Consider the following 14,641-nt stretch of genomic DNA (forward strand, 5'->3'; position numbering starts at 1 on the left):
CCCTGACTTACACAACTGGATGTGTAAAGTAGTAGCGACATTACCGATAAAAAAAAACCGTTCATGATAGTATCAAATTTTAGTGTTTATTATCTTCCATTGCCAGTGCCAGGAGGTGATAGCAACAGATTGATAACTCATGATATTGTCTGTTGCATCTGTAGGATTGGCTGCCGGCTGGAGTGAAGAGGCGATAGCATTTGGATAGATATACCGATATCCCGGCATGTCCACTGGAATAGCGTCACGATGGGTATGACATAAGCCGAGCCCATGAAATGTTTCATGGTTCAGGGTACAATCATCTCCGCCTCCGCTCAGTGTGAACATGATCACATTGGTTTTTCCGATATCCTGTACTGCTCCCAAAACGCCGGGTATATTGGACTCTACTCCAAAGACGAAAATAGTAAAATATCCTCTCTTGTATTGCTGGTTTTTGGGTTTGCCATGAGCGTCCTTATCATTAAAAAACGCCTTTTGAACATCCGGGTACAAGGTTGGATTAGCGCGGTTGGGATTGTTTTTGTCCAGATAGGCAATATTGTTGCCGTCCACATGTTTTCCGCCATTCTGAAAGTCGGCCACTCCGGTCAGATCGAGGGTTGTTTCCACAACGGTGGGAACAATCAGTGCCTGGTGGAGGGCATTATACAGGTTTATTTTTTCCTGTGCTTTGAACCGGCCTTGCGCGATGGCGTTGATATTGGTGTCAATGCCTACCAGGGCGAAATTACGGGTTCGTCTTACTTTTTTACCGTTGCGCAGCACTCTTATTTTCCCTGCCAGTCTTCTGGCGGCCAGTTGTTCTGCTTTACTTTTGGCCGTGACGCCCTGAGGATACGCATAAATGCGGATCTCACTATCCCGGTCGAAGTCTTTCAGGCAGGTGATTTTGATGGTGTTGCTGGCGCTTTGTTTCAGTCCGCCGGTTACATTTTTATCTGATAATGTGGTTTTGTCCAGTGAAAATACTTTGGTGTCAAACTCAAACTCCAGTTTGTCGAGGTTTTCCTCAATATCCACCAATATCCGCAAAGTGGCTTCGTATTTAGGTTTGACGGCTCCTGCCGGCAGTGTGAGGGTATTGACAAACTCTTTGGAGAAAAGCGTGAGATAAGGCACGAAGTATTCTGTGGATGGCGCCTGAACAGGAGGTGGTGAGCCTGCCGGTGGTGCTTTCCGCTCAATGGGCAGGGTTAAATACTCTTTCTTCAGTTTATCATAAGCCTCTGTTTTGGTAAGGTCTCTGCGATTGCCACTGGCATCTGTCAGTGTGGAATAGCCACCTTCTATGATTTTCTCATAGGCAGGTTCGGTGGTCAGCCCGTTGTCGTCCGCACGAAGCCAGTCAAACCCGAATTCTCCCGCGTAGGATGTTTCCGGCCGGAAGTGTACCATGGCCAACGCTACTTTTTCGGGCTTGGACTTCTGGAATTTGTCGGCCACGTTGGTATGAGCATTGCCCTGGGCTCCTTTGATCTCGGTTTTCCCTTTGGAATTGAGGGTGGCCACGGTATCAGAGTGGAGGAACAGTTTCTTTTCTCCCGAGAGGTACATCTCAGGGCTTTCAAATTTCAGTTCCGTCAGGGTGTTGAACAGGGCCGTTCCTGCCTGTGTATGCAGGTAGTTGGATACGAGCTGGTTCATGAACGGCGTTTGTATAAAAAGCTGGTTCATGGCAAGGAGTAGGGCCTTGTTGCCGATAATATGGCTAAAGTCATTCCCGACATTGATTTCCATATTTTGGCCGGCATTCAGCTGTATATCCTGCCCTGCATTGATACGGATGTTATGGGGCGCCTGTACACTGATATTTCCGTTTCCGTCCATAAACCAGGTGTTGCCGCTGGGGTCTTCGACAAATACGGACCCGGCGGCATCGTCCATTCGGATTTTAGTTCCGCTCCGTGTCTGTATGGTCTTTATATCGTTACCGGGATTACTGAAGCTATTACTGGCGCGGCCATGGTAGACCGTTCCCAGCATATAGGGCTTTATGGGATTGTCTCCTTCAAAACCGATGATCACTTCTTCTTCCAGCTCAGGAATGAAGAAGATACCTTTGCCTCCGCCGGCATGGGAAGACATAACACGTATCCATGGTGTCTTCTCTTCTCCGTTCATCCAGTGGAATTTTACACGGACGCGGCCCAGGCCCTGAGGGTCGTGGTTGTCTGTGACGATGGCACTTTGCGCCTCACAGACCGGGGATTCCGGGATGGTTACCGGCGGCAGCTGGATAGAGGAGGGAATGGCAGTGAACTGGTTGCTGTAATCACCTTTGGTATCTACAAAATGATTGATTTCCGTGATGAGGTATTCGCCGTATTCTTCCGCATCGCCGTTAAACACATTCATATTGGCTATTTCAGCTTTGGCGCCGATGGCTAGGCCCGGATGCCCGCTTTTCCCTGTCAGGTGGATCATTCGGGTGCTTTCCATGGCGTTGCGCAGGGTAGCCATTTCATCCTGTTGTTTTTTGCTGTCGGCAAAGCGGAAGTTCCATTGTTTGGGCTGGGTGGCATAAATGGTCTGTGCTTTCTCATACACCTTTTCGCCGAGGGAGTTTAATCCCGCTTTCTGATGGACGCTTTCACTAAGCGGACGGCTGGTATGCAGCTGGCTGCTTTGGTAATCCCACCCCATATATTGCATTCCGGCGGGTCTGGCATTGAGGTTGATGCTGAAGTGGCTAAGGTGGCTGCCATAAAACAGTTTGGTTTTTTCAGTCCCGTCCGGAGGACCGATAACAAGGTTACGGCCATCCCAGAAAAGCCATTCCCCGCATTCGGCTGTCAGCCGCTGAAGGAAGGCCCACGCTGTTTCCTTGTATTGGACCATGTATTCAAACGGCTCTCTGTGCAACGGCTGTACCTTGGGCGACAGCTGTTGTTGAGGAAAAAACTTCAGGATATCCTGGGCGATACTCTTCAGGTTTTTTTGCTCCCAGGTTTTGCAGTGCGGGCCGCTGTCCAGCATGACAGTAGGACTGTGGCCGGAGATAATGACTTCTCCGTATTCGCCGTTGACCCTCGAAGTTTCAACGCCTGTAATAATACCATTAAACAGCAAATCCCCTTTGAGCCCTACACCGGAGATATGTGCTTCAAAGGCGCTGCCGATCATCTCGCGGGAAGACGAGAACAGGCCGGTCACACCGTCAATGGTTTGTGCAGGACAAACAAATGTGAACTGGTGATGATCAAAGATGCGCTGGCTGAGCGAAAAAGAGGTGAATTGTGATACGGGGTTACCACCTATGCTGAACGTTGCATTGGTAAGTTGGGCCATACGATGAATATTTTAGTTTTGATTACGTGTTTACAGGAAGTTGTATATGTGTGCCGGCGCACAATCAATAGAAAGGCAAAGAATATGGTCCATACTGACAAATTAAAAAAGGTTAGCAAATGGAATTAAGAACGAAAATTACCAGAAAAAGTTGGGTATACTAATGATCCGGGAGTTAACGTTCTTCAATGTGCCTGTAAATATATAAAAAAATCCCCGGAACAAAACATGTCTCCCGGGAAATCTAAAAACAGCTGAAAAGTGTTAAACACTGAAATTCAATAGCAAAAAAAATTGTACTTCATGATAAATTTTTATTAGCTTTAGTGAAGAAGGGGTATCCTTGTTTAAGTTGAATATCCGAGCTAACAATGAAAAATCTGATGTCCCTGTGAACCCGATCCTGTAGTGAACAATGAACCTGCCGAAGTTGGCCCATAGATAATACCGACGAGCGTTATACATCAACCAAACATCTGAAAAACAATGAAAAAAATCTCCTTATTGGTGGCGTCATTGCTATGTGCGCTATATGCCTATACCCAACAGTCTCTCAAAGGCAGGGTGTATGATCTGTACACATTATCTCCCGTAAAAGGTGCTGGCATTTATTCCGGTGATCAGCTGCTGACAACAACTGATATTGCAGGCAGTTTCAGTATCAGCGCGCACTACAACCGGTTATTGGTGAAGGCCTCTGGTTATGAACCACAGACTGTGCGTGCAAAGGATAGCAGTCCGTTGATATTGATAGGCCTTGCAGCTACTTCCTATAATCTCAGCGAGGTTTCCGTCAATGCGGCTAAACCCCGCAGCAATCTGTTACTACCTCAGTCGGTGGCCATTCTTGGCAGGAAAGAGCTGCAACGGAATGATGGTATTTTCCCGGAATATGCACTCAATCTGATTCCCGGGGTGCGTATGGAGAAAAGAACAATGGCCGGTGGTCAGCGCATCACCCTACGTGGTTACGGCAATGGCACCAACTTCAACGGAACGGGCTACAAGGCTTACCTGAACGGTATTCCGGTAACGGATGCGGAAGGCACTACCATCCTCGATGATATAGACTTCTCTGTCCTGGGCCGCATGGAAGTGATCAAGGGACCGGCTTCCAGCCTCTATGGCAGCGGCATCGGCGGTGTGCTGAACATGTATACGCTCAAGCCGGTGCTGTATGGTACGCGCATCTCTCAGGAAACGCTGGCGGGTAGCTATGGTCTGTTCAGAACCAATACCCGCCTGGAATACGCGGATGATAAATCATCCATTATGTTGAACTATGGTCATCAGAACTACGATAGCTACCGTATCAACAGTGCATCCAAAAAAGATTTTGTGTCTTTTATAGGGGATTTTCATAGCAATGAAAAGCAGACATTTTCGGTATACGCCGCCTACAACAACTCCAATGATCAATTGGCCGGACAGCTCGACAGCAGCCAGTTTGCTCAGAAGAAAGATACCGGCGAAGTGCCGTACCTGAAGAATAAAGGGTATGTTGCTTTTGAGACATACCGCGCAGGGCTTTCGCATCAATATGCCCTCTCATCGCATGTCAGCAATACCACCAGCGCTTATTTCAGTGGCTACAAACAATCGCAGGCTTTCGCAGCAGGGCTGTCGTCCAATATAGCGCAGAACTTTGGCGCACGCACCGCTTTCGGACTGAGTTTCAGCGGCAGAACCGTAGCCTTGAATGGTACTGTAGGCACTGAATATCAGAAAACCAATTCCTTCAAAAAAAGCTATGCCCTCGCAAACGCTGTACAGGGGGCACTCACCGGCGATCTGGAACTGTCTGTCATGCAGTACAGTCTTTTTACCCAATGGGAACTGAAGCTGCCACAGGGCTTCTTCATTACGGCGGGTGTCAGCAACAATTACATTGAATACAGTATTACCGACAGGCTTACGAATACTGCAAATCCAACGCATAAAGACCAGTCGGGGCACAAGACCTTCACACCTGTGCTGACGCCGCAGGTGAGCGTGCTCAAGACCCTGAATGAAACAGTGTCTATATACGCAGGTATCAGTAAAGGATATTCGCCTCCGGTATCGGGGCAAGTGGTGATTCCGCAGATAGGGCAGGTGAATACAGATCTGCGGCCTGAAAAAGCAGTGCAGTACGAGGTAGGAGCCAAAGGCAGTTTGCTGGATAAACGGCTGTCATTCCAGATGACGGTGTTTGATATGGAGATCAGAGATAAGCTCACCTCACAGGCAATTACAGATAATAACACCGGTACTGTACTGTATACGATGACTACCAATGCCGGCGGGCAACAGAACCGCGGTGTGGAAGCCGGTATTGCCTATACGCTGGAACCGCAGCATCCGCACGTATTTTCGCTGGTGAGGCCATTCGTAAACTACACGTATTCCAGCTTTACTTACAGGGAGTTTAAAAGCGATAATAACAACAACGCCAAAACGATCGACTACAGCGGTAAAAAGGCATCCGGCATAGCGCCGCACCTGTTCAATGCCGGTGTAGATCTCGAGTCTGAATGGGGCGTTTATCTGAACACCACTTTGCACTACGTAGACAGAATGCCCATTACGTATGACAATGCACACTATGCGGACGCCTATACGCTGTTGCAGGCTAAATTAGGCTATCGGCATGATCTGGGGCGGCATTTCAGCCTCGATGTATTTGCCGGCAGTAATAACATCACCGGCAGCAGGTATTACACGATGGTATTTCTAAATGCCAACTACACTGCAGCACCCCCCAATATCTATCTGCCCGGACCTTATAAAGCCACGTGGTATGGCGGTTTTAACCTGTCATACAAGTTCTGAAAAAGTTAATCATCTCCCTAAAATATTATCATGAAAAATACATATATGCTGCCGGTCATCATGCTGATGATAGGTGCCTGCGGCAGATTTAGCAATAAAGATCGGCATTCCGGAAGCACCCGTATTGTTTGCCTGGCCAAGCAGTACAATGAAGTGATCTATGCGCTGGGCGCAGAAAAGAATCTGGTGGCGGTAGATCTTTCCAGCACATATCCGTCGGCCATCAAGGCATTGCCTACAGTGGGCTACCATCGTGCATTGAGTGCGGAAGGCATTATCTCACAGGAACCTACGCTGGTGATCCACGATAATAACGTGGGGCCAGAACAGGTAATGCAGCAGTTGAAGAAAATGAAGATACCCATGAAAACCTTTGCTGACAGCGTATTTACCATAGACCAGGACAAGGCTATGATCACTGAGCTGGGCACTTACTTTGGGAGAGAACGCCAGGCGGACAGTCTTTGCCGGATACTGGATGCGCAGATGAAGGAGGCATTGACTAACAGTAAGCACTATACGGACACACCGCGCGTAGTGATCATTCATTTTGGCCGTGCCATGAATATTTATCTCGCCGTAACACAGAAGAGCACAGCGGCGAAGATGGTAGGATGGGCCGGTGGCGTGATTCCTATTGAGGGCGCAAAAGGAATGCAACAGGTTTCCGCTGAGTTGATAGCACAGGCGGACCCTGATGTGATACTGCTGACAGACTTCGGTTATGACAGGCTGGGATCTATAGAGAAGATTAAGGAACTGCCCGGCGTATCCGGTACAAAAGCCGCACGCAGCAACCATATCTACCGTGTGGAAGAACATGATCTGATATACCTGGGACCACGTACCGGCGTCAATGTGCTGGCACTGCAAAAACTGATACATGCAAAACAGAACATATAGCGGTGTGTTTCCCTTGCTGACTATGCTATTGGTGGTGGCAGTGCTGTTGTCTGCCTGTCTGGGTGCAACAGACATCAGTGTAGGGGAGATAGCCGGGGCATTTGGTAAACTGTTTCATAATGGCAACGACTATACGTTGCACGAACGTGTTTTTCTGGAGATACGATTACCCCGCGTGTTATTCTGTTTATTGGCGGGCGCAGCGTTGTCGGTGGGCGGTGTGTTGTTGCAGGCGCTGTTCAGGAATCCCATCATAGAACCCGGACTGATAGGCACTTCCAGTGGGGCAGCCTTTGGCGCCGCGCTGTATTTTGTAACAGGCGCTATGTTCCACTTCCATGCCGGCGTATGGATGTTACCGTTAGCTGCCTGCGCAGGAGCCATGCTAGCCACTTTTATGGTGCTGGGCTTGTCGGGAGGTAAAGAGGAAGGCGGGACGGGCATTGTTACTTTATTGCTGACAGGTATAGCCATCAATGCATTGTTCCTCAGCGGCACCGGTTTTCTCTCCTATGTCGCGCGGGACCCGCAGGCGCGTTCCATCACTTTCTGGAACCTGGGCACTTTGTCGGGTGCCAACCGGGAATCGGTAATCATCACCGCTGTTGTGGTGGTACTGTGTTGCTGGCGGGCGATGGCCTGTGCAGCGAAGCTCAATCTGCTGATGCTGGGTGAAGCGGAAGCGCAGCTATCAGGTGTGGCGGTGAAGCAACTAAAAATGGAAGTGATGATCATTAACGTGATCATGATAGCGGTGGTAACGGCTTTCACGGGTGTGATCAGTTTCGTAGGACTGGTAGTGCCGCATCTGCTGCGGATCTGGAAAGGAGCCGACAATCGTTATCTGGTGGCTGGCGGCGCATTGGCTGGCGCGGTATTGCTGACGGTGGCGGATATAGCGGCACGACTGCTGCTGCGGCCTGCGGAGTTGCCGATAGGTATCGTTACTTCGTTTGCCGGGGTACCTGTATTTATTTTTTTACTGAGAAAGAAAAAATATTATTTCTGATGCTTGTATTATCTGGTATTACCTGTGTGAAGAATGACAAGGTATTGCTGAAAGACATCAGCGTACAATGGGAACCAGGCAGGCTGTATGTAGTGATGGGCCCAAACGGTGCCGGCAAGTCGACGTTACTGAAAATCGCAGCGGGGCAACTCCGGCCGGCATCGGGTACGGTAATGTATGACGGCCGGCTGATCACTGATTTCTCCGTTAAGGAACTGGCAGCCATACGCGGGGCGCTGTCGCAGCAGCAGGAGCTGGCTTTTTCGCTGAAAGTGCGGGAAGTAGTGCTGATGGGACGCTACCCACATATCCGGGGTAAGCCAACGTTAACGGATGAACGCTATTGCCGGGAGGCTATGGAGCTGTTTGGTCTGGAAAACTTATCGGAGCGGGATTACCTGAGTCTCTCCGGCGGTGAAAAGCAGCGGGTGCATTTTGCACGCGTGCTGGCGCAGATCTGGGAAAGACCACCCAATAGCTGTCGTTATCTGCTGCTGGATGAGCCGCTCACTTTCCTCGATGTGTACTATCAGTTCAGGCTGATGCGACAACTGAAAACATTGCTGCAACAGCAGGACCTGGTGATCGTGGTGGTGTTACATGATCTGCACATCGCCGCCAGGTTTGCAGACAATATTCTGTTGCTGCACAATGGCAGGATGGTGGCGCAGGGCAGCAGGGAAGAAGTGCTGACGCCGGCTTACATTCAACAGGTATACCAGCTGGATAGTGAAGACATTACAGCGGTCATCCCCGTTTATCATCAACCAAAATCTGTTTCTCACTCTTAAACCACCTGAATAATGAAAAAACAATTTGTCTGGACACCTTTAGTTCTGATGGTGACACTACTGTTGTGTGGTATAACGGTATCGGCACAACGTCAGGAGTCGCGTCAGCAGGTTAAAGAACCTGACTGGGTCACCATGATGGATGATCCCAATGTTAATTTCTTTGTTATAGAAAAATCTTTCAATGATTTCTGGAAAGGAAAAGAATTACCGGTAGAAGAAGATGAAATACTGGATGTGAAAAGGAATACTGAGCGGAAACGCCGGTTCCTGGGTATTTTCAGGAGAAAGGAATCTGAAGCGGAACGTGTGAGGGAAGAAGATGCACACAAATATGCTTTTGCTTACAAGAAGTACCAATGGTGGAGAAGGCAGGTGCTGCCCTATGTGCAGCCGGACGGCTCTATCCTCAGCAGCGAAAAGCAGGTACAGATCTGGCAACAGCAAAAGCAACTAAAGAGCAACATCATGGAAAAGCAGACGAAGGACAAGAAAGAGAAGAAGAATGATAACCCCGGCCAGCAACGGCTGTAAACAAATCATCTATTTCCCAATCATCAACCGAAATAACCGCAATGACGATACGTAAATATATATTCCTGTTTTTATCCGCCCTGTTGTTATCAACATCAGTTGTTGCACAGAACTATGGCAACTGGCGGAATATCGGCCCCGTGCTGTTTCCGGTCAACTCTTCGGGACAGATCAACGGCATAGGCCGCGTTACACAGATGAAGTTCCATCCTTCCAATGCCGCCACGGTCTATGCCACCAGTGTGTGGGGCCTCTGGAAAAGCACTGATACTGCCAATACCTGGCAGCTGCAGGGCACCGACGAGCTGCCTAAAGCAGCCTGCGCTTCCGTATGTATAGATTATACCAACGATCAGATTATGTACCTCGGCACCGGAGATCCTAACTACTACGGCACTGCACTGGGTGTATACAAAACCACGGACGGTGGACAATCGTGGCTGCCGGCCAACAGCAGCATCGGAAACCGCATGGCGGTAGAGCTACTCATGTCACGCACAGATCACAATGTGCTGATTGCCGCTACCAACGATGGTATCTGGAAAACGACGGATGGCGGCACTTCCTGGACCAATAAGCTCAGTGGTGGTCAGTTCACAGACATGACATACAAAGCATCCAATAATACCACCACCATCTACGCAGTGAACATGGCTGGCGGGTTCTATGTATCTCCCGATATGGGTGAAACCTGGACGCCCGTTGCGCTCACCTTACCGGCCAGCGGGGCCAAAGGTAGCAGAATAGCGGTAACACCTGCCGATTCCAACCGTGTGTATGTAGGGATGATTGGTGCCAACGACGCTGTTACCGGTGGGGTGATCTACAAATCAACAAATGGCGGCACCTCTTTTACACAGGTGAAAGGAGATGTAGCGCCTAACCTTGTAGGCTACAACGCTACTTCCAGCGGACAGGGTAACTACAATTTCGGTATTGGCGCGGATCCTGTGAATGCCAATATCCTTTATCTCGTGGCACACATTGTATGGAAAAGTACAGACGGCGGCACCAGCTGGACACAGATACAGACAGGCTGGTGGACCATGATTCACACCGACATGCATGGTATCAAAGTAAATCCTTACAACAACAGTAAGGTGTTCAACTATAATGATGGTGGCATTTGGCTCAGTACTGACGGCGGTGTCAACTGGGTGCCACGCAGCGATGGGCTTTCATCCACTGAAGTGTATCATGCTTCCGGCAGCCCTATTCGCCGTGATATGATCAGCATCGGCACACAGGACAATGGAGAGTTATATTACAAGTATGCCGGCAACCCCTGGTTTACCAACAGGGGGGGCGACTGGGGCTCGCGCTCTGCATTTGATTATAATACCAACAATCAGGTGTATTATTATGAGAATGGTAAGAGGAGGGCAGTAACAGGAAGTGAAAGTTCCTACAATGTGCCGTTCACTGCATCCAATAAAATGGAGCTGGAGTTCACACCCGCTAACGCAGGCGTTGCTTTTATTGCAGATACAGGGCTGTGGCGTAGTACCAATATCACCGCGGCTTCGCCGGCCTGGGCAAAACTGGTGAACAATACAGAAAAGATTAAGGCACTACACATCAGCAACGCTGATGCCAATGTGGTTTATTATGTTACCACCAATCAGAAAGTATATCGCTCCCGCAATGCGCTGGCAACATCGCCTGCCTTCACCAGCGTGGCCGCACCGGTAGCCACCAGTGTAGCCGCCAGCGTTACCACCATCAAAAGCGACACCAATGTTGTGTATGTCTCCTGTGGTAGTAGGGTATACCGCTCTGCAGACCAGGGAAGTACCTTCACTGACATCACCGGTACATTGCCGCCGGTGAATGTTATCCGGCTGCTGGAAGACCGCTACGCCACCGACGAGTCTGTATACCTTGCCACGGCACGCGGCGTATATTACCGTAATAAGAACATGGCCGACTGGTCGTTGTATTCCATCGGGCTTCCGACGGTCGCTGATATTACAGATATTTTTGCCTATAACAACGGTGTAGCTGATAGCAGTGAGCTGCGGGTGAGCTTCTATGGGCGTGGTGTTTTCGGTACTAAGTTCAACAATGCGGTAACACCGCTGATTTCTTTTGCTGCTACTACGATCAATACCACAGCTGGTGGCTCAAATAAATCCGGCTGTAAACCGTATACGGATTATATTGTTAATCTTACCACCAGCCCGGCGCCTTCCGGCGATGCCAATGTGCAGCTGGTAGCAGGTTCTACGTCCTCCGCAGCGAAAGGAATTGATTACGATGTGACCACCAACGGCAGCTTCACCTCACCCAGTGATACGCTGGTTTTTGCATCGGGGCAGACCACATCACGCCAGGTTACCGTTAGGGTGTATGGCAGTAAAACAGATCCGGCCAGCAAATATGCCTTGTTATCCTTTAACGTCAACGGGACTACGAATGCCATGGCTGATCCTTCTGCGCAAACATGCCGTGTGAATATCAACTACCCAGATGCTACGCCGGTAGGAGATACAGCGCGCGTCAACCTGACTTACGGTAACGGCACTACGGGCGGTAGCGCCTCCAGTCCGTTCAATGGCACACAGTCTGATAAGCGCACCCAGACTATCTATCCTGGAGATGAACTGAGAGCAGCAGGGTTACAGCGCGGTAACATTTATTCAATCGCTTATCACGTGATCTCACGTACGGTTACCACTACCAGCTCGTTCCAGAACTTCAACGTAGCAATAGGTACTACATCGCAGGCTGCGTTTACGGATACACAGTTTGATAACAGCCCGCTTACAACTGTGTATAGCGGTAATATCAGTGTTACAGATACAGGCTGGGTACAGGTTCCTTTCTCACAGCCTTTCTATTGGGATGGTAGTTCCAGTATCCTCATACAGTCCTGCTATAACAACGCAGATGGAACAGATCAGGGAGATAATCTCGTAGCGTCGATCTCTGTGAGCGGCGCCAATCCTACCGCATTCCAGCGGCAGACCAGTGGCGCAGGATGTAGCTTCACTGCACCTGGTTATGGTTCTACAAGACCTAACCTGATCTTCAGTACGCAACCGGCCGTCACAACCGTGGCGGGCACGCTGAATGCCAGTACCACGCAGTATCTTGGCCCTAATGCAACAGTGTATTTTGCTGACAGCCTTGGTAAAATCATTGCGAAAGTGAAGAATCTGTCGGCCTTTGATTATGGCTGTACTACCGTAGAGATAGACCGTGCAGGTACCAGTGCCGCACAGTTTTGGGATACTACCAGGGTACATTACCTGGCATCAAAAACATTGAAGATCACACCGGCCAATAACAACACTGCCGGCAGCCTAAATGTAACATTGTACTACACAGCGGCTGAAAAACAAGGTTGGGAGGCTTCTACAGGGCTAACCTGGGATTCTGCGAAAGTGGTGAAGGTGAAGAGCCGTATCAGCAATGTAATGACATCTAATCCTTCACCTGACGGTGCCGGTACGATCTATGTGTCACGGGACAGCAGCGGAATGAAAGGTGCTACCATCTACTATGTATCAGGGACCTTCAATACCGGTATGGGTGGCTTTGGCACAGGCAATCCGGGTAATCCGCCTGTAGCCGGGACTTGCAATACCCCGATACCGCGCACTCAGCTAAGGGTATCGCAGTTCGATAGCCAGGAAACAGCAGGAGAGAACGCTCCGGCTACGAACGTTATCGACGGAGACAACAGCACCTTCTGGCACACACAATGGTACAGCAGTACCGCGCCCATGCCGCATTATATTTCCATCTATCTTGGTGGTGCCTACAATCTGAGCAGGCTCACCTATCTGCCAAGGCAGTCAGGTGTTAATGGACGCATTAATGCATACCAGGTACATGTGAGCGCCGACAGTATCAACTGGATGCAGGTGGCCAGCGGCAACTTTGTGAACAGCACTGCGGCACAGGATGTTGTTTTTTCGCCCACCGTGAAGGCTCGTTATGTGAAGCTGGTAACCACTTCCGAAGTGAATGCCAATCCATGGACCTCCGTTGCGGAGCTATCGTTTACGGGTTGTCCGGATACCACGGCACCCGCGGCAAGAGCGGCGTCGGCAAAAACATCACAGGCCAGCACACAGCAGCCTGGCAATATCAGCGTATATCCGACCAGGTTACAACGCGGCGGAAGCGTGAATGTGCTCAGCCACGGAAACGCTGCGCTGCTATTGCGCCTCTATGACCTCAAAGGCAGAATGGTACGGCTCGAATATGTAAACGATGCCGGTACTGTTAGTACCGGCGACCTGAGTGCAGGTGTTTATTTGTATAGTATTTTCAACAGCAAACAGGCTTCAGCCAAACCGTTGAAAACAGGTAAGATTGTGATCACGGAGTAATTTCCGCAGTTTGTGAGGGCTGATAAAAAAGAAAAAGAAGGCTGAATAAAAGCCTTCTTTTTCTTTTTGGTCGTATCAAAAGCAGCTCTGCAAGGGATTAAACAAAAAGTAAAGCCGCATGAATCGTATGATAAGTGATAATTATTTCACCACTTCATCTGCCACAACCCTGAAATCAACCGGAATGTCACCATTAGGCAGTGCTCCTACCAGTGCAGTACAGCCAATATATACTTCACCTCCTGCCGGAACAGTCACTGTAATAGTTTCAACATAAGGCTGAGGGTAGTTCGGGTTTTGTTCTGTACGTTCAACAGTGACTTTGTGGGCGCGGGTATCCTGGTTCTCTACATAGGCGCTTAGTGCATTCCAGCATTGACCTACTTTTTGCTGGATGAATACACCACTATTAGCGGCTGATAGCGTCTTCGCCGGACGTTTGCCTGTTGCATGGACCTGAAATAAACCTGAAAATACAAGACCAGTAGCGAAGCAAACAATGAATTTTCTCATAGTCATTTAGTTTTTCTGTTAACAAGAATTGAAGATGTTTACACTAAGCTAATCACGTAATGTGACTAAACTGTTAACTTAAAATAAATTTTTTTGAATAATTAAAAGTCACTTAGAGAGAAGGCCCTTAATATAGTAACTGATAAGCCAGGCAATTTTTTGCAGGCTGTTAAAATGCTGGTATTTTAGCCTGCAATAGGATTTCATAAAAATTATTTACGACAGTGTCTTTCTGCTGAGTCACCTGTAAGTATCGCAGTCTGTAATATAGCAGCAGTGCTGTTTTGACAGACAGTATTCCATTATAACAAGCCCGCGGAATATATCCGGAATGTTTTTGCAGTTAACTAAAAATAGTCTATTTTAGTAGTCTATGTCAATTTAGTGTAGACCAGAATCCCTACACTTTAAAAATGCGATTGACTTGTAACAACAAAATAACCTTG

Annotated in this window: 8 protein-coding genes; 6 read left to right on the top strand and 2 right to left on the bottom strand. The window is 48.9% G+C overall.

Annotated elements, in window-relative coordinates; all coding sequences use genetic code 11:
• Window positions 1-72 precede the first annotated feature (72 nt).
• Window positions 73-3,294, bottom strand: coding sequence for a type VI secretion system Vgr family protein (locus tag DF182_RS28330; RefSeq protein ID WP_113619120.1), 3,222 nt, complete (start codon window positions 3,292-3,294; stop codon window positions 73-75).
• Between the two features lie 486 nt (window positions 3,295-3,780).
• On the opposite strand from DF182_RS28330, the gene DF182_RS28335 reads away from it, so the two are divergent.
• The 6 genes from DF182_RS28335 to DF182_RS28360 are packed head-to-tail and all read left to right on the top strand — an operon-like array spanning window position 3,781 to window position 13,682.
• A complete protein-coding gene (locus DF182_RS28335) occupies window positions 3,781-6,105 on the top strand; it encodes a TonB-dependent receptor (protein ID WP_113619121.1) in 2,325 nt (774 codons plus the stop codon).
• Window positions 6,106-6,135: 30 nt separating this feature from the next.
• A complete protein-coding gene (locus tag DF182_RS28340; protein ID WP_113619122.1) occupies window positions 6,136-7,008 on the top strand; it encodes a heme/hemin ABC transporter substrate-binding protein in 873 nt (290 codons plus the stop codon).
• Complete coding sequence (locus DF182_RS28345; protein ID WP_113619123.1) at window positions 6,989-8,017, top strand: FecCD family ABC transporter permease; 1,029 nt, start codon at window positions 6,989-6,991, stop codon at window positions 8,015-8,017. The genes DF182_RS28340 and DF182_RS28345 overlap by 20 nt, the downstream gene beginning before the upstream one ends.
• Entirely contained in the window at window positions 8,017-8,808 is a 792-nt protein-coding gene (locus tag DF182_RS28350; protein ID WP_113619124.1) for a heme ABC transporter ATP-binding protein, read from the top strand. Before DF182_RS28345 ends, DF182_RS28350 begins: the two co-directional genes overlap by 1 nt.
• A gap of 12 nt (window positions 8,809-8,820) precedes the next feature.
• On the top strand, window positions 8,821-9,342 hold the full coding sequence (locus DF182_RS28355) for a hypothetical protein (protein WP_113619125.1): 522 nt from the start codon (window positions 8,821-8,823) through the stop codon (window positions 9,340-9,342).
• Between the two features lie 41 nt (window positions 9,343-9,383).
• Window positions 9,384-13,682, top strand: a complete 4,299-nt coding sequence (locus DF182_RS28360; RefSeq protein ID WP_113619126.1) for a discoidin domain-containing protein — start codon at window positions 9,384-9,386, stop codon at window positions 13,680-13,682.
• A 141-nt stretch (window positions 13,683-13,823) separates the two neighbouring features.
• On the opposite strand, the gene DF182_RS28365 is transcribed toward DF182_RS28360, so the two are convergent.
• A complete protein-coding gene (locus DF182_RS28365) occupies window positions 13,824-14,195 on the bottom strand; it encodes a hypothetical protein (protein WP_113619127.1) in 372 nt (123 codons plus the stop codon).
• Between the last annotated feature and the right edge of the window lie 446 nt (window positions 14,196-14,641).

The sequence above is a fragment of the Chitinophaga flava genome (assembly GCF_003308995.1).
In the GTDB taxonomy this organism is placed as follows: domain Bacteria; phylum Bacteroidota; class Bacteroidia; order Chitinophagales; family Chitinophagaceae; genus Chitinophaga; species Chitinophaga flava.